The sequence below is a fragment of the Goekera deserti genome, assembly GCF_010685995.1.
GTDB lineage: Bacteria > Actinomycetota > Actinomycetes > Mycobacteriales > Geodermatophilaceae > Goekera > Goekera deserti.
Window position 1 is genome coordinate 55,108 of sequence record NZ_JAAGWK010000019.1, and the last position, 22,097, is coordinate 77,204.

A 22,097-nucleotide genomic window follows, 5' to 3' on the forward strand; every position below is an offset into this window, starting at 1 on the left:
CGCGGTCAGCGTCTGTCCCGGCCCTGCTGCAGGGGCCCGCGCTGAGCTCGCGGAGCGTGGGGGGGAGCAGGGTCCTCCGACTTCGATCGTTCGACCAGTGCGGTGGTCGAGTGGCCGTCGAGGTAGGGCAGGACCACGGGCTGGCCGCCCCAGCGGGCCAGCACCTCGGCCTCGGGCAGCGGGGCGCCGGCGTAGTCCCCGCCCTTGGCCCAGATGTCCGGCCGGACCCGCTCCAGCACCTGGGCCGGGGTGTCCTCCTCGAAGACGACGACGGCGTCGACGAACTCCAGCGCCTCGAGCACGCGGGCCCGGTCACCGGCGGCCACCAGCGGGCGGGTCGGGCCCTTGAGCCGGCGCACCGAGTCGTCGGAGTTGATGCACACCACCAGGCAGTCGCCCAGCCCGCGGGCGGCGCGCAGCGTGGCCACGTGCCCGGGGTGCAGCAGGTCGAAGCAGCCCCCGGTGGCCACGACGGTGCCGCCGGCGGCACGCACCCGGGCGAGGACGGCGTCCGCGTCGCCGGGAGCGGGCCGGGTCGCGGCGGTGGTGTCCCAGGCGGCCGCGCCACCGCGGGCGACGAAGGCCGAGGCCGCGGCGACGGCACCGGCCACTGCCTCGCCGGTCACCGCCCCGCCGGCGAGCAGCACGGTGGCCGCGGCGGCGAAGGCGTCGCCGGCGCCGCACGGGTCACCGGTGGCCGGCTCGGCCGGCACCACGACGGGCGTGCCCTCCCCGTAGCTGAGCAGGGCGCCGCGCGCGCCGAGGGTGACCGCGACCGCACCCACGCCCCAGTGCCGGATCAGCGTCTCGGCCTGGGTGCGCACCTCGTGCAGCCCGGTACCGGAGCTGGTCCAGCCCGCGTCGGCGGCCACCCGGGCGGCCTCCGCGCCGTTCGGGGTGACCAGCCGGGCGGTGGGCACCGGGTCGGCACCGCGCGGGTGCGGGTCCCAGACCAGCGGTCCACCGGCGTCCTGCAGCGCCGCCCGGACGCCGGGGTCGGCGGTGGTGCCGCGGCCGTAGTCGGCCACCAGCACCGCGGCGGCCCCGGCGATCACCTCGCGGGCCTGCTCGGGCAGGGCGCCGAGGGTCACCCGCGGGCTCCCGCTGTCCAGCCGGACGACGGACTGGTCGCCCACCCGCACGCGCTGCTTCACCGGCGTGCCGCCGTGAGCCGGGATCGCGACCAGCCGAACCCGCCCGGCCAGCAGCGCCCGCAGCCGGGCGGCACCCTCGTCGTCGTCCAGCGGGGTGACCAGGACGACCTCGCGGTCGCCGGCCGCGCGGGCCGCGAGCACCGCGGCCAGCGCGGCGCCGCCGGGGCGCTCGCGGCGCACGACGTCCTCCACCACGGGCACCGGGGCGTCCGGGGTCAGCCGGTGCGCGGTACCGACCAGGTCGACGTCGAGCAGGGCGTCCCCGACCACGACGACCGGCGCTCGGCCGGCGGGTGCGCGCCTCACGCACCCACCCCGGCGCCCAGGGACGGCCGGGCCTGCACCGCGGTGGTGTTCGGGGCGGCATCGTCCAGCCGCTCGAGGACGGCGGTGTCGAAGGCGGCGCAGATCAGGTGCAGCCCGACCAGGTGGCACTCCTGCACGGTGGCCGTCCACGGCGAGTCGATGCACAGGGCCTCGTCGGCGGCGGCGGCGAGCGGGTTGGGCGCCGGGCCGGTCATGGCCAGCACGGTCAGCCCGGCGGCGCGACCACGCTCGGCGGCGGCCACGATGTTCGGGCTGCGGCCGCTGGTCGACAGCAGCACCAGCACGTCCCCGGGGCGGCCGTGCGCCTCGACCTGGCGGGCGAAGAGCTCCTCGGGCGGGTAGTCGTTGGCGATCGAGGTGATGCTCGAGGTCTCCGCGGTCAGGCAGATGGCCGAGTAGGGCGGGCGCTCGGCCCGGTACCGGCCGACCAGCTCGGCGGTCAGGTGCTGCGCCTGGGCCGCGCTGCCACCGTTGCCGGCGGCCAGCAGCCGCCCGCGCCCGGGGCCGGCCAGCACGTCGGCGACGTGCCGGCCCCAGCGGTCGATCAGGTCGACCTGGCGGGACACGTCGGCCAGCGCGGCGGCCAGGGAGCTCACGTGGTCGTGACCGGTGAGGTGCGTGCAGACGTCGGGCGAGACGATCTCGTGGCGCAGGGGCTGGACGTTCACGGGGTTACCTCCACGGGAGCTGGGGACGCCGCGACGGTCTGCTCCGTCGGGCGTGCGTGCTGTCGGTCGGTCGGGGGGGGTCACCGGGCGACGTCGACCGGGCGGGCCCGGCCGAGCACCTGGGCGTAGACGGACTCGGTGTCCGCGCACACCCGCGACCAGCGGTACCGGGCGTGGGCGCGGACCACCCCGGCCCGGCTGTAGGCAGCCCGGCGGGCGTCGTCGGCGAGCAGGCCGGCGATCGTGCGGCCCAGCGCGGCGGGGTCGCGCGGGGGCACCAGGTCCCCGGTCACGCCGTCGGCGACGCTGTCGACCAGCCCGCCGACGGCGGTCGCCACCACCGGCCGGCCGCAGGCCATCGCCTCCAGCGGGGTGATCCCGAACGGCTCGTACCAGGGGACGGCGAGCACGACGTCGGCCGAGCGCACCCAGGCCGGCACGTCGGCGCGGGCCACGCTGCCGGTGAACACCAGCCGGTCGGCCACCCCCGCCTCGACGGCGACGTCGCGCAGCCGGCCCACCTCGGGGTCGGCGTCCAGCCGGTCGGCAGGTGGGCCGCCGACGACCACGAGCTCCGCGCCGGGGACGGCGGCCAGCGCCCGGACGGCGTCGTCCTGGCCCTTGCGCTCGACCAGCCGGCCCAGCACGAGCAGCCGCTGCCGGGGGCCGCGCGGGGCGACCGGCCCGTGCGGGGTGAACACGTCGGTGTCCACCCCGCACGGGACCACGGACACCCCACCGGTGCGGCCCAGCCGGCGCAGCTCGAACACCTCGTCGCTGCAGGTGGCCACGATCTGGTCGGCGCGGCGGCAGATGTCCCGCTCGATCTCCAGCCGGCCGGCCGGGCTGGGGTCGGCGGCCCCCTGGTGGCGGCGCTTCACCGCGCCCAGGGCGTGGAAGGTCTGCACCACCGGGACGGGACGGCCCACGGCCTCGACGGCGTCCAGGGTGGCCAGCCCGCTCATCCAGAAGTGCGCGTGCACCACGTCGGGCAGGTCGGCCGACCAGCTCTCGGCGAGCCGGGCGGCGAAGTCGGCCATGTGCGGCAGCAGGTCGTCCTTGGGCACCACGGCCGCGGGCCCGGCGGTGACGTGCTCGACGGTGTACCCGTCCGGGGTCAGCACCCGGTCGGGCAGCGCCGGGTCGTCCCGCCGGGTGGCGACCGTGACGTCGTGGCCGCGCCGGGCCAGACCGGCGGCGAGCTCCGCGACGTGCACGTTCTGTCCGCCCGCGTCGACCCCGCCGAGTGTCGCGAGCGGGCTGGCGTGCTCGCTGACCAGGCCGATCCGCAGCGGCCGGGCGCGGCGGCCGGCCGCGGCGCGGCCGGGCCGTGCGGTCACCGGGTCACCTCGGCCAGCAGCTCGTCCCACTCGCGCAGGAACCGGGCCAGCCCGTAGCGGTCCAGGGCAGCGGCGCGGGCGGCCTTGCCGGCCAGCCGGGCGGCCTCCTCGTCGTGCAGGAAGGTGCGGACGGCGTCCCACAGCACCTCCGGCCGGGTGGACAGCACGCCGGCCGCGGCCGGCACCGCCTCCACCGCCTCGGTGGTGGCCAGCGCGACCACCGGCATGCCCAGGTGCATGGCCTCCAGCAGCGACAGGCCGAGCGACGTCCAGCGGACCGGGTGCACGTACACCCGGCGGCGGGCGAGTTCGGCGTGCATCGCGTGCTGCGGCGGGTCGTCGTGCAGCGCGACCCGGCCGGGGTCCAGGCCGTAGCGCTCGTGCAGGCCGGCCAGGCCCATGCCGAAGACGTCGACCGGGGCGACGGCGGCCAGGCCGGGGAGCAGGTCGCCACCGGTGGTGCGGCCCCGGCGCACCGGCTCGTTGACCACGACGGCGGCACGGGCCAGCTCGCCGGTCCACCGCTCGCCGGGGTCGACGATGCCGTGCTCGATCACCGTGGTGGGTGCCCGGCCGTTGTCGTAGAACAGCCGGTTGAAGTGGGTGACGTGCGCGATCGGGACGTCGTCCCGGTCGGCCAGCGGGTGCCGGGCGTCGGGCACCGGGCCGTCCTCGGGGCCCGTTCCAGGTGCGTTGTGCTCCAGGAAGACCGCGGGCAGGTCGACGCCGGGCTCGCGGCCCAGCCACTCCCGCACCAGCTCCAGGTCCCGGGTGCGCTGCAGCACGACGACGTCGACGTGCTCGGTGCGCAGCCGGTCGTGCGGCACCTCGCGCACGCTCGCCGGCCAGTCCCAGGTGCGGGCGCGGCCCAGGCCGTCGGCGTCCCGGTCGGGGGTCACCGGCAGCAGGTACTCGTGCCGGCCCTGGACGAACGCCGTCGTCCAGGAGCCGTGCACGTGCCACAGCAGGATCTTCACGTCGCACTCCTCCACGATCCGGCTCTCCGTACAGGAAGTGCCGCGCTCTCTGTACAGAAAGCGGAGCTCGGGGGGTCGCCGGCCAGCGTGCGGACGGCGGTGACCACGTCGGCGGCGGTCACCGACGTCAGGCAGGGGTGCCCGACCACCGGGCAGTCCCGCGCGCGACTGTCCCGGCAGGCCGCGGACTGGTCGCCGAGCAGCACGGTCGGCACGCCGTAGGGCGCCCACCGCACGGCCGGCACGACCGGGGCGAACAGCGACACCACCGGCGTGCCCACCGCGGCGGCGAGGTGCGCGGGCCCGGTGTTGCCGACCACCACGGCGGCGGCGCCGTCCAGCAGACCGGCCATCTCGGCCAGGGTGGTGGCCCCGCCGAGGTCGGTGCCGCGGGTGCCGGCGACCGCGGCGGTCAGCTCGCGCTCCCCCGGCCCCCCGGTGACCAGCACCTGCCAGCCGTCGTCGGCCAGCGCCTCGACGGCCTCCGCGCAGCGGTGCGCCGGCCAGGCCCGGGCGGGCACCGAGGCACCGGGGTGCAGCACGACGTGGCTGCCGGGCTCGTACGGCGAGGCGGGCAGTGGACGGCGCACGGCGAGCCGGCCGTCGTCGCCGTCCGGGAGGTCGAAGCCGGCGGCGCGGGCCAGGGACAGCGCGCGCTCGGGCTCGGGCAGGTCGTCGGGCAGCCGGTGCCGCACGTCCAGCAGCGACCCGGGGTAGTCCACGCTGATCGCGCTCACCCGGGGCACGCCTGCGGTGCGCAGCACCAGCGCCAGCGGCAGGGGCGACTGGTGGAAGGAGGTGACCACCAGCGCCTCGACGAGGTCGAGTGCGGCCAGCCGGGCGGTCAGCGCGGCGAGGTCGTCGGCGTCCACCGGCTCGGGTGCGGGGTCGATCCACGGGCAGCGCCAGGTGAGCACCTCGTCGACGCCGGGCAGCAGCTCGGCTGCGGCGGCCCCGTGCGGGCCGGCCAGGAACACCACGCGGTCGCAGCCGGCCGCGACCGCGCGCACCGCGGGCCCGGCCAGCAGCACGTCCCCGGCGTTGTCCAGCCGGGCGACCAGCACGGTCCGCGGTCGCCGCACGTGCAGCGCGGACGTGCCGGTGCGGGGTCCGGTGAGCGACACGCTCACCAGGAGCCGGCCAGGACGTCGTCCACCGCATCGGTCAGCGTGGCGGCCCGACGGGCGGCGGCCCGCACCTCACCGGGCAGCGTGACCGGCGTCGGCACCAGCACGCCCACCGCCCCGGCGGCCTCGGCGGCGCCCACGTCGGCGGCGATGTCGCCGATCAGCACGCAGCGGGCCGGCTGCACGCCGAGCGCGGCGCACGCATCGGTGACCATGCCCGGGGCGGGCTTGCGGCAGCGGCAGCCGTCGTCCGGTGCGTGCGGGCAGACCTGCACGGTGTCGAAGGGCCCCAGCAGCTGCTCGACCCGGGCGTTGACGGCGTCCACCTGGTCACGGGTGAGCAGGCAGCGGCCCACCCCGCTCTGGTTGGTGACCAGGCCGGTGCGCACGCCGCGGGCACGCAGGGCGTCCAGCGCGGCGCGGGCGCCGTCGACCGGGCGGACCTGATCGGGGTCGCCGTTGTAGGGCACGTCGTGCACCAGGGTGCCGTCGCGGTCGAAGAGCACCAGGTCGGGCAGGCCGCGCCACGGCGTGACCCGGCGGTGCTGCACGACCCCGCGGACCAGGTGCCCGACGGCCAGCGGTGGGATGGCCACGCTGGTCAGCGCCATGGTGGCCACCTCGGCGGGGTCCCGCGGGCCCGGGGCGATCCGGGCCCAGGCGAACTCGGCGGTGCCGGCGGCCCAGCCGAGCGCGGCGAGCGCCGCTGCCCGCGGCCTCCCGGCGAGGCCCAGCCCGACCGCCGCCACGCCCGCCCCGGTGACCGCCAGGTGCTGCGGACGCCGGCCCACCGGCGCGGCCGCACGCTCGCGCCAGCCCGGCCCGTGCAGCCGGCGCATGAGGACGTCGTCGGCGTTGCCGGCCTGCACCCGCACGCTGACCCGGCGGTCGACCGGGCGCACCGGGTGCGTGATCCGCCGCCGGCCCACCACGAGCCGCGCGCCGGTGTCCATCACCCGCAGCGCGAGGTCGGAGTCCTCCCGGAACGCCCGCGGGAACCGCTCGTCGAAGCCACCGACCTCCGCCAGGGCGGACCGGCGGTAGGCCAGGTCGGCGGTGATCCAGCGGCTGGTCGCCAGGCCGGCGGTGCCGCGCTCCCAGTCGGTGGGGCGCCGGTGCGCAGGCAGCGGGACGCGCACCCGGCCCTGGCTGCCGGCGACGTCGTCCGGCAGGTCGGCGAGGTCCTCGGCCAGGCGGGCGTACCAGTCGGGGTCGGGCACCACGTCGTCGTCGAGGAAGGCCGTCCAGGGGGTGCGGGCGGTGCGCCAGCCCAGGTTGCGGGCCCGGGCCGGGCCGCCGCCCCCGGAGCGGACCACCCGCACCGGCGGCAGCCCCGCCCGCGCGGGCTCCAGCACCGGCCCGGAGGGGCGGTCGTCGACCAGCACGAGCGCGGCCGGACGCGGGCCGGCGGCACCGGCGAGGGCGTCCAGCAGGGCGTCCAGCGACGGCCGACCGATGGTCGGCACGACGACGGAGACCTGTTCGAGACCGGTGGGCACCCGTGCCTCGTGCCCGGCACGGTCGCCGGGAAAACACTACGGCCTTGAAGTGTTGCGATTCACCCAGTTCAGCGACACGGTCGAGGCTCGATCGCACGGACTCCCGAGGCCCCACCGTCCTCCGGCCGACGAAGCCGGGAGGCCCCACCGGACTCGAGCCCGAGAAAGTCAGGCGGGGCGGGGTCAGCGGCGGGTGCGGGCGGCGGCGGAGACCCGGGCCAGGGCGTCGGTGACCACGCCCACGTCGTCCCCGAGGAGGGTCAGCAGGTGGGCGACCATCTCGTCGTGGGTGCGGGCCGCGGCGTCGAACCGCTCCCGGCCGGCCGGGGTCAGCCGGGCGTGCAGCAGCCGGCGGTCGCCGCCGGAGCGCTCCCGGGTGACCAGCCCCTCGCCCACCAGCCGGCCCACCGTGCTGGTGACACCGGGCCGGGACAGCCCCACGGCCTCGGCGACCTCGCTCATGCTGGCCCGCTCACCGGGCGCCTCGGCGATCCGGCGCAGTGCTTCGAACCCGGTCAGCGACAGGCCGTGCAGCTGGTGCAGCGCGGAGTCGACCCGGCGGGTCACCCGGTCGTGCACCTGCACGATGCGCAGCCAGGTCTCGGCGGTGCCGGGAGCGGTCCCGGGCATGCCGGCGACGTCCCGGGGCACCCCCCGGGACGGGGCGTCGTCGGGTCGGTGCACGTCCGTCATCGTCCCCGACGCCTCATCGGCCGGCTCGTCGCCCGGGGGACGGCGACGGCGTCCCGACCGGCCCGCCGGGCGCCGCCCGACGGTTCCCGACGACGGCCAGGCCGACCGCGACGGCCAGCAGCAGCACCCCGCTGCCGACCAGCTGCCACGGCGCGCCACCCCCGTCCGCGGACGACGACCGGGCCGCCACCTCCAGCCCCACCTGCGCACGGGCCGCCGAGTCGGCACCGACCAGCCGCACCCGGGCGGCTCCGTCCGGGTGGTCCGCGGGCACCTGGACGTGGGCCAGCACGGCGCCGTCGGACTCGGCGGTGACCGCGGCCAGCGGCTCGTCCACGCCGTCGATCGTGACGGTCACCACCTCGCCACCGGAGAAGCCGGAGCTGTGGATGGTGACCATGCCGCCCGGCCTGACCACCGCGGCCGGCGGCGGGTCGGTCGGGACGGCGGGCGCCTCGGTCGGCACGTCGGTCGGTGCCGTGCCCGCGCTCCCCCCGGGGCCGGCGCCGGCCGGCCCGCCGGTCGCGTCTGCCGGCACCGCGGCGGGCTGCTCGGCGGGCACCGGATCCGGGGAGCCGGTGGTGTCAGCCGTCCCGGCGGGCACCGTCCCGTCGGGGGCCGTCCCGTCGGGCGCTGTCGCGGGGTCCGGTACGGCCACCGGGCCGGCGCCGGGCGTGCTGCCGGCGGCGACCGGGGCCGGCACCTGCGCGGGGTCCGCGGCGGGGGCGGTGATGGCCGCGCACTCGTGCTCGGCGGGGCGCACCCAGTGGTCCAGGTCGATCGGCTCCACGGGCTGCCCGTCCACCCGGGCGAGCTGCAGGGCGACCGACAGCTCCGACCCGAAGGGCACCTCCTGGCTGACCAGCTCGGCGGAGCCCGAGGCGGCCAGCACCGCGGTGTCCTCCCCGCTGGGGGTGCGGTCGGTGACCAGGGTGACGGTCAGGCCGATGTCGCCGTTGACCACCCGCACGCGCACCACACCGGGCCCGCAGCTCGGGCCGGCGACCACCTCGACCGTGGGCGCGGCCGGGTCCTCGATGGCCGCGGCACCGGTGGGCAGCAGCACCGCGCCGGCCGGGAGGAGGGCGACCAGCACCAGACCGCTCAGCGCCCGCAGCCGCGCAGCGCCCGGGAGGGGGACGGGCAGGCTCGTCGTGATCGGCACAGACGTCCCCCTGACGGTTGCGCGATGGCCCGCCGATGCTCTCCCGGGAGCGCGCAGGTGACACCGTCGTCAGCGGCGTGTCGCCGGTCGGGCACGCTGCGGTGGCGTGTCGCCCGGCGTGTCGCATCCGGCCGGGAGCCACGCCGTCCTCGATGGGGTCGGGAGAGCGGGATCACTACGGTGTCCGGCGTGATGTCAGCAGCGGGCACCGGGCGGCAGCGGCAGGACCAGGTCTACCGGGCGGGGGCCTACGGTCGGCTCCCCGCGGTCCCGACGTCGGCCCGGCGGCTGCAGCGGGCCGCCCGCCGGCGGCTGTCCGCCCGCGCCTACGCCTACGTCGCCGGCGGCGCCGGGGACGAGGACACGCAGCGGGCCAACCGGGCGGCCTTCGACCGGTGGGCGGTCGTGCCGCGGGTGCTGCGCGACGTCAGCGCCCGGGACACCTCCGTCGAGCTCTTCGGACGGCGGCTGCCCGCGCCCCTGCTGCTCGGACCGGTGGGCGCGCTGGGGCTGGTGCACCCCGACGCCGACCTGGCCGTGGCCCGGGCCGCCGCGGCCACCGGTGTGCCGATGGTCTTCTCCAACCAGGCCTCGGTGTCGATGGAGACGTGCGCGGCCGCGATGGGCGACTCCCCGCGCTGGATGCAGCTGTACTGGTCGACGTCGGACGACCTGGTGGAGAGCCTGGTCGCCCGCGCCGAGGCCAGCGGCTGCGACGCGCTCGCCGTCACGCTGGACACCACCATGCTCGGCTGGCGCCCGCGCGACCTCGACCTCGGGCACCTGCCCTTCGCGGCCGGCACCGGCATCGCGCAGTACACCTCCGACCCGGTGTTCCGCCGGCTCGTCGCCGAGCGGGTCGCGGCCGCCGAGCCGCGCGGACCGCAGCCCCGGCCCACCGCGAGCGCCGTCCGGACGCTGGTCGGCATGGCCCGCGCCTGGCCCGGACCGCTGTGGGACACGCTGCGCTCCCCCCTCCCCCGGGCCGCCGTCGAGACGTTCCTGGCCATCTACTCCCGGCCCTCGATCACCTGGGCGGACCTGGCCTGGCTGCGCTCGCGCACCCGGCTGCCCATCGTGCTCAAGGGCGTCCTGCACCCCGACGACGCCCGCCGGGCCCTGGACGAGGGCGTCGACGGGGTGATCGTCAGCACCCACGGCGGCCGGCAGGTGGACCGCTCGATCGCCGCGCTGGACGCCCTGCCCGACGTGGTCGCCGCCGTGGCCGACCGGGTGCCGGTGCTGCTGGACAGCGGGGTGCGCACCGGCGGTGACGTGTTCACCGCCGTCGCCCTCGGCGCCCGGGCCGTGCTGCTCGGCCGGCCGTACGCCTACGGCCTGGCCCTGGCCGGCACCGACGGCGTCCGCCAGGTGGTGGAGGACGTGCTCGGCGAGTTCGACCTGACCCTCGGTCTGACCGGCCACACCTCGGTGGGCCAGCTGACCCCCGACGTCCTCCGCCCCCGCCCCCGCTGACCCCCGCCCTCCCAAAGGGTCCGCCCGACAGGGCCGTTCCCGCGAAAGTGGCCGCCCCCCAGGGCCGTTCCCGCGGAAGTGGCCGCCTCAGAGGGCCGTTCCCGCGAAAGTGGCCGCCCCACAGGGGCCGTTCCCACGGAAGTGGCCGCCCCACAGGGCCGTTCCCGCGGAAGTGGCCGCCCGTGAGGCGGGTTCCCGCGGCTGGACGGCGGGGTCAGCGGCGGGCGGCGAGCGCAGCCAGGACACGCCGGACGACGCGGTCGAGATCACGCAGGTCGGCGGCGCTGACCCGGATGACCAGCCACCCCGCCGCCTCGAGCCGGTCGAACCGCTCGTCGTCCCGGTCGATCTGGCGCCCCACGAAGTGGTGGTCACCCTCGTACTCGAGCAGCACCTTCTCCTCCGGCCACCCGAAGTCGACCCGCGCCACGAACCGCCCCCGGTGGCGCACCCGCAACTGGGGCACGGGCGTGAGACCTGCCAGCACGAGGGCGACGCGCACCCAGGACTCCGGGAAGGACTCGGCCCGGGCATCCGCCATCTCGACGGCACGCCGCACCCGGGTGACCCCGAACCGGCCGGCACCCTCACGCACCAGCCGGTCCAGCTGCTCCCGGTCCAGCCGGCCCGCCCGCAGCATCGCGTCCAGCACGCCGACGGCCGTGCCCAGCGGCTCCAGGACGGCGACGTCCCAGGCCGTGCGGACCGCCGTCGTCACCGGTGTGCCGTCGACCAGCTCGACGTCGGACGGCCGGAGGTCGGTGGCGTGCACGCGCACCTGCCGCGGCCCCGACCAGCGCACCTCGGGCGGGCAGATCACGGTCACCGGTTCACGCGGGCCGGCCGACGGGGCGTCGTGCCAGGCGGCCGCCGAGTGCCCGCCGATCGCGGCGCCCGGCGGGAGCAGCAGCCCGACGCCGGTGCAGTACAGCCGGTGGTCGACGGGGAGCCCGGGGTCCGCGTAGACCCCGTGCACCAGCCGCCGGTAGCTGCTCTCCCGGAGCTGACGCCGGGTGAGCACCCCGGCGGCGATGGCGTGACTGCCGATGAAGACGCCGTTCAGGTGGTGTCGAGGCACCGCGCCAGCCTGCACGCGATCGAACCGCCGCTCGCGGTTGTCCACAGGCTCCGTCCGCTCCCGCGACAAGGCCCCGACGACGGCCACGACTGCGAGAACGACCCCCCACGACGGCCACTTCCGCAGAAAGGGCCATCCAGAGCGGCCACTTCCGCGGAAAGGGCCATGCAGAGCGGCCACTTCCGCGGGAAAGGCCACAGGAGGCGGCCACGACCGGGCGGAGGGCCGAGCGGGGATCAGGTGCGCAGGGTGCCCAGGCGCAGCTGGACGTGGCCGGACCAGAACGAGCGGGCCTCGACGTCGGTGCACCGCTGCTCGACGGCGGTCCACGGGTGGGCGTCGGGGTCGACGCCGCCCAGGCGCATCGCGAGGTCGGCGAGCGGCCGGAGCGGCCCGGACGCCGGCTGCATGTCGACCACCACCACCCGCGCCCCTGGACGCGCCCGGCCGACCGCCCGGGCGAAGGCCACCGGCCACGCCGGGATGATCGACAGCGCGTACGTGCAGACGACGGCGTCGAACCCGCCGGGCAGCTCGTCGACGGCGGGCGAGGTCGCGTCCGCGGCCAGGAACGTCGCGCCCGACCAGCCACGCGCGCGGCGCCGCGCGGTGCCGAGCATCTGCGGGCTGGCATCGACGCCGTGGAACGTCGCCCCGGCGGCGCGGACGAACGGCAGGTCCAGCCCGGTGCCGCAGCCCACGTCGAGCACGCGCTCGCCCGGGCGCAGGTCCAGCAGCTCGAACGCCGCGCGCCGTCCCCGCAGGTAGACCGGCCACTCGGCCGAGAGCAGGTCGTAGCACGGCGCCACGGTCGTGTAGCGCGGACCGAACAGCCGCATGCCCCCAGCATGGATCATCGGTGCCATGAGCCGCCGCAGCCCCGACCTGCTCGTGATCGGCGCCGGCACCGCCGGGCTGGTCGCCGCCCGCACGGCCGCCGCGCTGGGGGCCCGGGTGCTGCTGGTCGAGCGGGACCGCTTCGGCGGCGACTGCCTGTGGACGGGGTGCGTGCCGTCCAAGGCGTTGCTCGCCGCGGCGGAGGCAGCAGCGGCGGTGCGCGGCGCCGCCCGCTTCGGCCTGCACGCCGAGGTCACCGGCATCGACACCGCGCAGGTCATGGCCTCGGTCCGCCGGGCGATCACCGCCATCGAGCCGGACGACGCACCGCAGACCCAGCACGCGAAGGGCGTTCGGACGGCGACCGGTGACGTGGCGTTCACCGGCCCGGACACGGTGACCGTCGACGGTGAGCCGCTGCGCTTCCGCCGGGCCGTCGTGGCCACCGGCTCGCACCCGGTGCTGCCGGACGTGCCGGGCCTGGCCGACGCGGACCCGCTGACGTCGGACTCGCTGTGGGACCTGACCGGGCTGCCGGGGCGGGTGGCGGTGCTCGGCGGCGGCGCGATCGGCTGCGAGCTGGGCCAGGCGATGGCCCGGCTCGGCGTGCAGGTGACGCTGGTCGAGCCGGGGCCCCGGCTGCTCGCCGGCGAGGACCCGGCCGCCGCGGCGCTGGTGCAGGCGGCACTCGTGCGGGACGGCGTCGACGTGCGCACCGGCCGGCACGCGACCGGCGTCGAGGCCCACCGGCTGCACCTGGACGACGGCGCGACGGTCACGTTCGACCGGCTGCTGGTGGCCGCCGGCCGCGCCCCGCGCACCGACGGGCTGGGCCTGGCGGCCGCCGGCATCCAGCGGGACGAGCGCGGCAACGTCCGGGTCGACGCGCAGCTGGCCACCACCAACCCCCGGGTGTGGGCGGCCGGCGACGTCACCGGGCACCCGCGGTTCACCCACCTGGCCGGGGTGCACGGCAGCCTGGCCGCGGGCAACGCCGTCCTGGGGCTGCGCCGGTCGGTGCGGCTGGACGCTGTCCCGCGGGTCACCTACACCTCGCCCGAGCTGGCGGCGGTGGGCGCGCCGACCGCCGAGGACGCCGAGCGGCCGGCCGGGCACCGGGTGCTGTCGCAGTCGCACGAGCACAGCGACCGGGCGGTCACCGACCAGCGCACCGACGGGGTGACCAGGCTGGTCGTCGACGGCCGGCGCCGGGTCGTGGGTGCCACCGTGGTCGGGGCGCGGGCCGGGGAGTCGCTGGCCGAGCTGACCCTCGCGGTCACCCAGGGCCTGACCACCACCGACCTGGCCGGCACCGTGCACCCCTACCCGGCCTACACCGACCCCACCTGGGACGCCGCGGTCGCCGACGCGACCGGCCGGCTGCAGGCCGGCCCGGCCCGGCTGGCGGTCACCGTGCTGCGCCGGCTGGCTCAGCTCAGGGCGCGGTAGCCGGCCACCACCCGCTGCAGCGAGGACACCGCCACCACGGCGGCCCAGACCACCGCGACGTCCGCGGCGACCCAGGGCACCACCAGCCACAGGGCGTGCACGGCGATCGTCTCGGTGCCCTCGGCCAGCCCGCCCAGGAAGGACAGCGACCGGCCGTCGTCGATGGTCCGGCCGCTGCGCTCGGCGATGCTGGAGAAGGCCAGGAACGCCGTCCCGTTGACGTAGTAGGCCAGCAGGACCGCCAGGAACGGCCACCACGGCTCGCCGTGCCCGGCGGTGGCGCCGACGGCGACCCCGACCACCGTCGAGCCGTAGACGACGAAGTCGCAGGTGATGTCCAGGAACCCGCCGGCGCCGGCGTCGCGGGGGCCCCGGCGGCGGGCCAGCGGGCCGTCCAGCCCGTCGGCGAGCCGGCTGACCAGCCACAGCACGAGCGCCACCGGCCACAGCTGCGCGGCGCTGGTCACCGCGCTGCCCAGGCCCAGGACGAGGCCGGCGACGGTGAGCCGGTCGGGGGTCAGGCCGGGCCGGTCGAGCACGGCCGCGACCCGGTCCAGCGGGCCGGCCAACAGCGCGCGGACCGGTCTGTCCAGCATCGGCACCCCTCCCGACCTGCGGTGTGTCAGGCTCGGTCCCGACGTCGGCAGTCTCCCCGCTGCGGCGGGGCGACGGAGGGGCAGGTCTCGTGCACGGGGGACGACGGGCGGCGCTGGCCGCCGCCGTGGTGGTGCTGGCCGGGTGCGCGGCACCCGACAGCGACGCGACGCAGGCCGAGGGGCAGAGCTGGGACCAGGTGCTCGCCGAGGCCGACGGCCAGACGGTGTCGCTGTGGATGTACGGCGGTGACGAGGCCGGAAACGCCTACGTCGACGACGTGCTCACCCCGGCCGCCGCCGACCTGGGCGTGACGCTGCGCCGGGTGCCGGTGGCCGAGACCACCGAGGCACTGGACCGGGTGCTGGACGAGCGGCAGGCCGGCGTCGCCGACGGCGAGGTCGACCTGGTGTGGGTCAACGGGGCGAACTTCGGCACCGGCAAGCAGGCCGGCGCGTGGCTCTGCGGCTGGGCCGACGACCTGCCCAACGCCCGGTACCTGGCGCCGGACGACCCGCTGCTGGCCGAGGACTTCGGCACCCCGGTCGACGCCTGCGAGTCCCCGTGGCACAAGGCCCAGTTCACCCTGGTCTACGACAGCGCCGCCGTGCCCGACCCGCCGACCGACCTGGCCGGGGTGCTCGACTGGGCGCGGGCCAACCCCGGCCGCTTCACCTACCCGGCGCCGCCGGACTTCACCGGCTCGGTGTTCGTCCGCCAGGTGCTCACCAACGTGGCCGCCGACGACGTCCCGCTCGACTACTCCGCGGACGCCTTCGACGAGGTGACCCCGCCGCTGTGGGACGTCCTGCGCGAGCTGCGGCCCAGCCTGTGGCGGGAGGGCCGGGACCAGCCGACCTCGCAGCAGGAGCTGGACCGGCTCTACGCCGACGGCGAGGTCGCGATGACCATGACGTACGGCCCGGCCACGCTCACCGACCTGGTCGCCGACGGCACCTTCCCACCGACCACCCGCGTGCTCACCCTGGACGACGGCACCTTCGGCAACGCCAGCTTCCTGGCCCTGCCGGCGTCCTCCGGTTCGCAGGCCGGTGCCCAGGTGGTGGCCGACCTGGCGCTGTCCCCCGCCCAGCAGGTGGCCAAGGCCGACCCCCCCACCTGGGGCCAGTTCACCGTGCTGGACCTCGACCTGCTGCCCGCGGCCGACCGGGAGGCCTTCGACCGGCTGCCGGCCTCGCCCGTCGTCCCGCCGTTCGAGGAGCTGTCGGCGAACGCCCGGCCGGAGCTGTCGGCCGCCTGGGTCCCGCCGCTGGACGACGGCTGGCGGCGCGAGGTGCTGGGCAGCTGATGGCGCGTCCGCTGCCCCGGCCGGGCACCGCTCCGGGTTGGCCGGCCCTGCCGGCGGTGGTGCTCGTGCTCGCCGTCGTCGGCGCGGGCCTGGTCACCGTGCTGCTGCAGGCGCTGGGCCTGCTGCCGCTGATCGGCGTGCCCCGGCTGAGCGGGGCGGCGTTCGGCGACGTCGGCCGCGACCTCGGCACCGGGACGGCGCTGTCGCTGGCGATCGCCGCCGCGTCCACCGCGGTGGCCGCCGTCGTCGGGCTGGCGACGGCGCTGCTGCTCACCGGCCGCCGCTGGCTGGGCGCGGCCGCGGCGCTGACCGTGCCGGTGCCGCACCTGGTCGGGGCGGCGGCGATGGGCCTGCTGCTCGCCGACTCGGGCGTGCTGGCCCGCTGGACCGGGATGGCCGGCTGGCCGGAGCTGGTCGGCGGCCGCTGGTGGGTGGCGGTGGTGGCCGAGTACGCCTGGAAGGAGTCGGCGTTCGTGGCACTGCTGGTCGCCGGCGCCCTGGCCGGGCGGCTGGGCCCGCTGCGGGAGACGGCGGCCCTGCTCGGGGCCGGGCCGTGGCGGCGGCTGCGACACGTCACCCTGCCGCTGGCGGCGCCCGCGCTGCTGGCCGCCTGCACGATCAGCTTCGTGTACGCCTTCGGCTCCTACGAGGTGGCGGCGCTGCTGGGCCGCGCCAGCCCGGAGCCGCTGCCGGTGCTGGCCTACCGGCTGTCCCGGTCGATCCAGCTCACCGAGCGCCCGCAGGCCGCTGCGGCCGCCGTCGTCCTGGTGGTGGTGGGCCTGGCCGTGGTGGCGGTGGCGGCTGTGGCGCTGCGCCGCAGCCTGGCGCGGACGACGTGACGGCGCTGCGCCGGCTCACCGGCGTGGGGCTGGCCGCCTGGTTCCTGCTGCCGCTGGTGCCGTTGGTGCTGTGGGCGGCCGCCGACGTGTGGCGCGCGCCGGCGGCGCTGCCGCAGCAGTGGGGGTCCTCCGGCTGGTCGGCGGCGGCCGCGGCCGGGGGCTGGGCGGCCGCGGGACGGTCGCTGGGGCTGGCCGCCGTCGTCGCCGTGCTCGGCACGCTGCTCGGGGCGGCGGCTGCCGCGGCCCTCGACGGCGGCCGGCTGCGGGCACCGCGCACGATCACCGCGCTGCTGCTGGCCCCGGTCGCGTTGCCGCCGCTGGCTGTCGCGCTCGGGCTGGACGTGCTGCTGCTGCGGCTCGGCGTGCCCGCGCCGGTGGGCGTGGTCGCGGTGCTGACCGTCGCTGCGCTGCCGTACACGACGTACGCGCTGCGGGTCGCCCTGGCCGGGATGGACCGCGGCTACGCCGAGGAGGCCCGGCTGCTGGGTGCCACGCCCGCGGTGGTGTGGCGCCGGGTGCGGTTGCCGCTGCTGGCGCCCGCGGTCGCGACGGCGGCACTGCTGGCGTTCCTCGTCGGCTGGAGCGACTACGTGGTGACGCTGACCGTCGGCGGTGGGCAGCTGGTCACCCTGCCGCTGCTGCTGGGGTCCGCGGCGTCCGGGGTGGGCGACGAGCCCACGGTCGCCGCCCTCGCGCTCTCCGCCGTCCTGCCCCCGCTCGCTGCCGCCCTGCTCGTCGCCCGCCTCGCCCGCGGCCGCACCGGATGACCAGTCCCGATCCGGCCACCCCAGCGAGGACGCCCACTCCCCCAGCGGCCACGTCCGCGGAAAGGGCCACGTCTCCGGCGGCCACTTCCGCGGAAAGGGCCACTCCGGCGGCCACTTCCGCGGAAACGGCCATGTCTCCGGCGGCCACTTCCGCGGAAAGGGCCACCGAGGCGGCCACTTCCGCGGGAAGGGCCACGACTCCGGCGGCGTCCGGGGGGTGGGCCGGATCGGACGAGGGGCTGGTGCTGGACGGGGTGACCCGGCGGTACGCCGTCGGCGGGGCGGCGGCGCTGGACGGGCTGACCGTCCCGGTGCCGGGTGGGGCCTGCCTGGTGCTGCTGGGCCCCTCGGGCTCGGGCAAGTCGACCGCGCTGCGGCTGGTCGCCGGGCTCGAGCCACTGGACGCCGGACGGGTGCTGCTGGACGGCGCCGACCTGGCCGGCGTGCCACCCGAGCGCCGCCGGATGGCGATGCTGGCGCAGCGGCCGCTGCTGTTCGGCCACCTGTCGGTGCTGGACAACGTGGCGTTCCCGCACACGGTGCGCGGGGTTCCCCGGCGCCGGGCGCACGCCGACGCCCGGGCCCGGCTGGATGCCGTCGGCCTGCCCGGGTTCGAGCGCCGGCGGCCCGGGGAGCTCTCCGGGGGGCAGCAGCAGCGGGTGGCGCTGGCCCGCGCGCTCGCCGCCGGCCCCCGGGTGCTGCTGCTCGACGAGCCGACCACAGGCCTGGACACCGGTGCCCGGGCCGAGGTGCACGAGCTGCTGCGCCGGGTGCGCGCCGACCTGACGCTGCTGCTGGTCACCCACGACCCGGTCGAGGCGGCCACCCTCGCCGACCGGCCCGGGGACCGGGTGGCGGTGCTGCGGGACGGGCTGCTGCAGCAGCACGCACCGGTCGGCGAGCTCTACGCCCGGCCGGCCTCGCTGACCGTGGCGCGGCTGCTGGGCGGGCGGACGGAGGTCCCCGGCACCGTCCGGGCCGGGCGGCACGTGTCCCCGCTCGGGGCGCTGCAGCTGCCGGTGCCGGTGCCGGCCGGCCCCGGGGTGCTCGTCGTGCGCCCGGAGCTGGTCGAGCTCGTGCCCGCCGGGTCGGGGATCGCCGGCACCGTGGCCGAGGTGCGCGTGCTGGGCGCCCGCGCGCTGGTCACCGTGGCGGTCGCCGGTGCCGGCGGCACCGCCCGGGTGCACGCCGAGGCGCCGCTGGGCCGCCAGCCCGCCGTCGGGGACCCGGTCGGGCTGCGGGTGCCGGTCGACGTCCGGACCGTCGTGCCGCCGTCAGAGGACGGTGAGCGGCAGCAGCTGCCGTAGCTCGGCGTTGGCGACGGGGTCGAGCACCGAGTGCTGCACGCAGGCCGGCACCAGCTGCCCGGTCTCCGGGTGCGCCATCGAGTACGTGCAGGCGGCGAGCCGCTCCTGCGCGGCCAGCACCCGGGGCTCGGTCGCCGTCTCCCCCGCCTGCATCGCCGCCCACGCCGGGGCGACGTCGGCGGCGTCCATGAAGGCGTGCACCACGATGTTCAACGGCCGGACCCGGCCGCGGCGGGCCGCACCGGCCAGCCGCCGCAGGCCACCGACCCGGGCCACGAACCCGCGCAGCCACCGCACCGCCACCAGCACGTCGCCGGGGTGCCGGGCCAGCACCCGGAGCACCTTGACCGCCAGCAGTGCCGGCGGCGTGCCGGTGAAGGCGACCCCGCCGAAGTGGCCGAGGAAGGCGTCCCGGCCGGCCAGGTCGACCGGTGAGGTGTCGTCGCACCAGACGTACCAGGAGCCGTCCACCACCAGCCCGTAGGCGGTGCGGTTGCACCGCGGGTCGCCGAACTCCACCGCGGCGTAGGACGCCCGGGTGCCCAGCCCCTCCTCGATCCGGGCCCAGACGGCGTCGATCGAGACGTCGTCGTAGTCACCGCCGCGCCAGCGCCGCTGGTCCCCGACGAAGGCCGCGGGCTGGAAGGACATCATCCCGTAGCCCATCGGCAGCACCGCCCGCGCGACCTCGGCCACCTCGTCCAGGTTGGCCGGGGTGACGGTCATGTTGTGCGCCAGGAACGACTGGACGCCGTGCTCGGCCCGCAGGTCGGCGAACATCTGCACGAACGCCCGCCGGTGCTCGTGCAGCTCGGTCTCGCTGCGCGGCCGGACCGCGCCGCGCCGGCCGCGCATGAGGGAGTCCACGTGCGCGGCGAAGGACAGCCGGCGGAAGCGCGGGCGGCCCTCGGCGTCCAGCGCGACCGCCCGCAGGTAGTCGGCGTCGAAGTCGCCGTGCGTCATCGACATCGGCTCCCGGCCCGCGTCGCGCATCGCCTGCAGCGCGGCAGCGTGGTCGTCCGGTGGCAGCAGGCTGACCTCTCCGCCGATGAGCTGGGCGTGCGCGAACGGCCCGCGCCGCTCGCGCAGGTAGGCCATCTGCGCCCCGACCTGGGTGCGGGTGTGCTCGCCGTCCACCCGGACCTTGTTGGCGTCCGCGGAGTGGTAGCAGGGCGTGCAGGTCAGGTTGCACTTCGGGAACACGCCGTGGGTGCCCTCGCAGCCCACCGCGTGCCGGCCCAGGGTCTGGGCGGGGGTGCGCACGTGCTCGGGGAGCGCGGCCCAGCGTTCCTCCAGCACCCGGCGGGTGTGCGGGTGCACGGGGCGGGTCCGCTCGGCCAGCCGGCGCAGGGTCCTGATCGGGTGCACGGCGTCCTCCGGGTCGGGGAACGAACGAGGGCGGCGCCCAGTCTGCCCCGCTCCGCGCCGGCCCGTGGCACATCCGGGAACCCTTGACTTGATCATGTGCCCTGCGTCACAGTATTGGCGGGCGGGGGCAGCCGGCTGAGAATGGCCACCCATCGCTGGGTGGACCGACCAACGCGGCCAGACCGTCAGGACCGGCCCCCCGCCCGCCATCCGTCGCTCGCACGTGGAGCAGACTCCTCCCGCCCCTGTACCCGGCGGGAGGAGCTCACGGTGCCCGAGGTCGTGTTCGACGTCCGCTGGCCGGACGGGTCGGTGCAGGCGGTGTACTCGCCGTCCCTCGTGGTGGAGGAGACGTTCGAGGTCGGCCGCGCCTACGAGCTCGGCGACTTCCTCGACCGCAGCCGCACCGCCCTGCAGGTGGCCAGCGACCGGGTGCTGGCCCGGTACGGGTTCCCGTGCAGCCGCGCCGCGGCGGCGCTGGCCGGCATCGAGGGCCGAGCGGCCGGCTTCCCCGGCGGCGAGGTCACCGTGCTGGCGTTCCACCGCTGAGCAGCCGGGCGTGGCGCCCACCGACGCGGTCGTGTACTGAGGGACCGTGCCCGACGAGCTGACGACGACGGTCCCCGGCCTCTCCCGCCCCGTCCCGACCGGGCTGTTCGTGGGCGGCCGCTGGCGGGCGGCGTCCGGCGGCGCGACGTTCGCCGTCCTGGACCCGGCCGACGGGCAGCAGCTGGCCGCGGTGGCCGACGCGACCCCCGAGGACGCCACCGCCGCGATGGACGCCGCGCACGCCGCGCTGCCCGGGTTCGCGGCCACACCCCCGCGACAGCGCTCGATCATGCTGCGGCGCGCCTTCGAGCTGGTGCACTCCCACGCCGACGACATCGCCCTGCTGATGACCCGGGAGAACGGCAAGGCGCTGCCCGACGCGCGCGCCGAGCTGACCTACGCCGCCGAGTTCTTCCGCTGGTTCTCCGAGGAGGCCGTGCGCATCGACGGCGACTACCGGGTCGCCCCGGCCGGCGGCACCCGCACCCTGGTCACCCGCCAGCCGGTCGGGGTCTGCCTGCTCATCACGCCGTGGAACTTTCCGGCCGCCATGGCCACCCGCAAGATCGGGCCCGCGCTGGCGGCCGGCTGCACGGTGGTGCTCAAGCCCTCGGAGGAGACCCCGCTGACGGCGCTCCTGCTGGCCGAGCTGCTGGCCGAGGCCGGGGTGCCCGACGGCGTGGTCAACGTGCTGCCCACCACCGCCGCGCAGGACATCGGGGCCACCGTGATGGCCGACCCCCGGCTGCGGAAGATCAGCTTCACCGGGTCGACGGCGGTGGGCAAGCAGCTGATGCGCAGCGCCGCCGACCAGGTGCTGGTGAGCTCGATGGAGCTGGGCGGCAACGCCCCGTTCGTCGTCTTCGACGACGCCGACCTGGACGCCGCCGTCGACGGCGCGATGCTGGCCAAGCTGCGCAACGGTGGCGAGGCATGCACCGCGGCCAACCGCTTCTACGTCCAGGCACCGGTGGCCGACGAGTTCGCCCGCCGGCTCGCCGAGCGGATGGGCGCGGTGACCGTCGGCCGCGGGGACGACGACGGCGTCACCCTCGGCCCGCTGGTCAACGAGGCCACGGTGGCGAAGGTGGAGCGGATCGTGCGGTCCACCGTCGACGCCGGCGCCCGCGCGGTGCTCGGCGGCGAGCGCCCGGCTGGGCCCGGGTTCTTCTACCCGCCCACGGTGCTGATGGACGTGCCCGAGGGCTCGGCCGCACTCGTCGAGGAGACCTTCGGCCCGGTGGCCCCGATCGTCCGGTTCGACACCGACGAGCAGGCCGTCCAGCTGGCCAACGGCACCCCGTACGGCCTGGTGGCCTACGTGTTCACCGGCGACCTGGCCCGCGGGCTGCGGCTGTCCGAGGCCCTGGAGTTCGGCATGGTCGGGGTCAACCGCGGGGTGGTCAGCGACCCGGCGGCCCCGTTCGGTGGGGTGAAGCAGTCCGGCATCGGCCGAGAGGGCGCGCACGAGGGCCTGGCCGAGTACCTGCAGACCAGGTACGTCAGCTTCCCGCTCTGACGCCCGATCCCCTCCCCGCCGAGATGGCCATCTCGGCGGGGAGTTCGTGTCGGTC

20 protein-coding genes are annotated in these 22,097 nt (G+C 77.3%); 8 read left to right on the forward strand and 12 right to left on the reverse strand.

Going from position 1 to position 22,097, the window contains the following annotated elements:
• Positions 1 to 5: 5 nt before the first annotated feature.
• The 8 genes from G1H19_RS13350 to G1H19_RS13385 form a co-directional block, all read right to left on the reverse strand.
• A complete protein-coding gene (locus G1H19_RS13350; RefSeq protein ID WP_162392926.1) occupies positions 6 to 1,460 on the reverse strand; it encodes a PfkB family carbohydrate kinase in 1,455 nt (484 codons plus the stop codon).
• Positions 1,457 to 2,149, reverse strand: coding sequence for a D-sedoheptulose-7-phosphate isomerase (locus tag G1H19_RS13355; RefSeq protein ID WP_202925896.1), 693 nt, complete (start codon positions 2,147 to 2,149; stop codon positions 1,457 to 1,459). Before G1H19_RS13355 ends, G1H19_RS13350 begins: the two co-directional genes overlap by 4 nt.
• Positions 2,150 to 2,229: 80 nt before the next feature.
• A complete protein-coding gene (locus tag G1H19_RS13360) occupies positions 2,230 to 3,489 on the reverse strand; it encodes a glycosyltransferase (protein ID WP_202925895.1) in 1,260 nt (419 codons plus the stop codon).
• Positions 3,486 to 4,466 carry a glycosyltransferase gene (locus G1H19_RS13365; RefSeq protein ID WP_162392925.1) on the reverse strand — a complete coding sequence of 327 codons (981 nt, stop codon included), beginning with the start codon at positions 4,464 to 4,466 and terminating at the stop codon, positions 3,486 to 3,488. Before G1H19_RS13365 ends, G1H19_RS13360 begins: the two co-directional genes overlap by 4 nt.
• Positions 4,463 to 5,596: a glycosyltransferase family 9 protein gene (locus tag G1H19_RS13370; protein WP_328593527.1), complete on the reverse strand. Its 1,134-nt coding sequence runs from the start codon at positions 5,594 to 5,596 to the stop codon at positions 4,463 to 4,465. The genes G1H19_RS13365 and G1H19_RS13370 overlap by 4 nt, the downstream gene beginning before the upstream one ends.
• Complete coding sequence (locus G1H19_RS24555; protein ID WP_162392924.1) at positions 5,593 to 7,092, reverse strand: HAD-IIIA family hydrolase; 1,500 nt, start codon at positions 7,090 to 7,092, stop codon at positions 5,593 to 5,595. The genes G1H19_RS13370 and G1H19_RS24555 overlap by 4 nt, the downstream gene beginning before the upstream one ends.
• 183 nt (positions 7,093 to 7,275) lie before the next feature.
• Positions 7,276 to 7,776 carry a MarR family winged helix-turn-helix transcriptional regulator gene (locus tag G1H19_RS13380; RefSeq protein WP_162392923.1) on the reverse strand — a complete coding sequence of 167 codons (501 nt, stop codon included), beginning with the start codon at positions 7,774 to 7,776 and terminating at the stop codon, positions 7,276 to 7,278.
• A 22-nt stretch (positions 7,777 to 7,798) separates the two neighbouring features.
• On the reverse strand, positions 7,799 to 8,950 hold the full coding sequence (locus G1H19_RS13385) for a hypothetical protein (protein ID WP_152729467.1): 1,152 nt from the start codon (positions 8,948 to 8,950) through the stop codon (positions 7,799 to 7,801).
• A gap of 192 nt (positions 8,951 to 9,142) precedes the next feature.
• Between G1H19_RS13385 and G1H19_RS13390 the strand changes: the two genes are divergently transcribed.
• Positions 9,143 to 10,426, forward strand: a complete 1,284-nt coding sequence (locus G1H19_RS13390) for an alpha-hydroxy-acid oxidizing protein (protein ID WP_152729662.1) — start codon at positions 9,143 to 9,145, stop codon at positions 10,424 to 10,426.
• A 214-nt stretch (positions 10,427 to 10,640) separates the two neighbouring features.
• On the opposite strand, the gene G1H19_RS24560 is transcribed toward G1H19_RS13390, so the two are convergent.
• Together G1H19_RS24560 and G1H19_RS13400 are read right to left on the reverse strand one after the other, a co-directional pair.
• On the reverse strand, positions 10,641 to 11,504 hold the full coding sequence (locus tag G1H19_RS24560; protein ID WP_152729466.1) for a DUF559 domain-containing protein: 864 nt from the start codon (positions 11,502 to 11,504) through the stop codon (positions 10,641 to 10,643).
• Between the two features lie 236 nt (positions 11,505 to 11,740).
• Positions 11,741 to 12,343, reverse strand: a complete 603-nt coding sequence (locus G1H19_RS13400; protein WP_152729465.1) for a class I SAM-dependent methyltransferase — start codon at positions 12,341 to 12,343, stop codon at positions 11,741 to 11,743.
• A 25-nt stretch (positions 12,344 to 12,368) separates the two neighbouring features.
• On the opposite strand from G1H19_RS13400, the gene G1H19_RS13405 reads away from it, so the two are divergent.
• A complete protein-coding gene (locus G1H19_RS13405; protein ID WP_152729464.1) occupies positions 12,369 to 13,790 on the forward strand; it encodes a dihydrolipoyl dehydrogenase family protein in 1,422 nt (473 codons plus the stop codon).
• On the opposite strand, the gene G1H19_RS13410 is transcribed toward G1H19_RS13405, so the two are convergent.
• Positions 13,772 to 14,386, reverse strand: coding sequence for a CDP-alcohol phosphatidyltransferase family protein (locus G1H19_RS13410; protein ID WP_152729463.1), 615 nt, complete (start codon positions 14,384 to 14,386; stop codon positions 13,772 to 13,774). The two genes, G1H19_RS13405 and G1H19_RS13410, sit on opposite strands and share 19 nt — an antisense overlap.
• 89 nt (positions 14,387 to 14,475) lie before the next feature.
• Here G1H19_RS13410 and G1H19_RS13415 point away from each other — a divergent pair, with 89 nt between their 5' ends.
• From G1H19_RS13415 to G1H19_RS13430, 4 genes are all read left to right on the forward strand, one after another.
• Positions 14,476 to 15,693 carry an ABC transporter substrate-binding protein gene (locus G1H19_RS13415; protein ID WP_162392922.1) on the forward strand — a complete coding sequence of 406 codons (1,218 nt, stop codon included), beginning with the start codon at positions 14,476 to 14,478 and terminating at the stop codon, positions 15,691 to 15,693.
• Positions 15,693 to 16,532, forward strand: a complete 840-nt coding sequence (locus G1H19_RS13420; protein ID WP_152729462.1) for an ABC transporter permease subunit — start codon at positions 15,693 to 15,695, stop codon at positions 16,530 to 16,532. Before G1H19_RS13415 ends, G1H19_RS13420 begins: the two co-directional genes overlap by 1 nt.
• On the forward strand, positions 16,529 to 17,299 hold the full coding sequence (locus tag G1H19_RS13425) for an ABC transporter permease (protein WP_162392921.1): 771 nt from the start codon (positions 16,529 to 16,531) through the stop codon (positions 17,297 to 17,299). Before G1H19_RS13420 ends, G1H19_RS13425 begins: the two co-directional genes overlap by 4 nt.
• Before the next feature lie 242 nt (positions 17,300 to 17,541).
• Positions 17,542 to 18,606, forward strand: a complete 1,065-nt coding sequence (locus G1H19_RS13430; protein ID WP_162392920.1) for an ABC transporter ATP-binding protein — start codon at positions 17,542 to 17,544, stop codon at positions 18,604 to 18,606.
• Here G1H19_RS13430 and G1H19_RS13435 read toward each other — a convergent pair.
• Positions 18,574 to 19,974: a radical SAM domain-containing protein gene (locus G1H19_RS13435; protein ID WP_162392919.1), complete on the reverse strand. Its 1,401-nt coding sequence runs from the start codon at positions 19,972 to 19,974 to the stop codon at positions 18,574 to 18,576. The two genes, G1H19_RS13430 and G1H19_RS13435, sit on opposite strands and share 33 nt — an antisense overlap.
• 270 nt (positions 19,975 to 20,244) lie before the next feature.
• On the opposite strand from G1H19_RS13435, the gene G1H19_RS13440 reads away from it, so the two are divergent.
• Complete coding sequence (locus tag G1H19_RS13440) at positions 20,245 to 20,523, forward strand: MSMEG_0570 family nitrogen starvation response protein (protein ID WP_162392918.1); 279 nt, start codon at positions 20,245 to 20,247, stop codon at positions 20,521 to 20,523.
• A 46-nt stretch (positions 20,524 to 20,569) separates the two neighbouring features.
• On the forward strand, positions 20,570 to 22,042 hold the full coding sequence (locus G1H19_RS13445) for an NAD-dependent succinate-semialdehyde dehydrogenase (RefSeq protein ID WP_217269527.1): 1,473 nt from the start codon (positions 20,570 to 20,572) through the stop codon (positions 22,040 to 22,042).
• Positions 22,043 to 22,097 lie beyond the last annotated feature (55 nt).

Coding starts and splice junctions, on each gene's coding strand:
- G1H19_RS13410 (WP_152729463.1), bottom strand. CDS start 14,386: ATGCTGGACAGACCGGTCCGCGCGCTGTTGGCCGGCCCGCTGGACCGG.
- G1H19_RS13400 (WP_152729465.1), bottom strand. CDS start 12,343: ATGCGGCTGTTCGGTCCGCGCTACACGACCGTGGCGCCGTGCTACGAC.
- G1H19_RS13390 (WP_152729662.1), top strand. CDS start 9,143: ATGTCAGCAGCGGGCACCGGGCGGCAGCGGCAGGACCAGGTCTACCGG.
- G1H19_RS13405 (WP_152729464.1), top strand. CDS start 12,369: ATGAGCCGCCGCAGCCCCGACCTGCTCGTGATCGGCGCCGGCACCGCC.
- G1H19_RS13420 (WP_152729462.1), top strand. CDS start 15,693: ATGGCGCGTCCGCTGCCCCGGCCGGGCACCGCTCCGGGTTGGCCGGCC.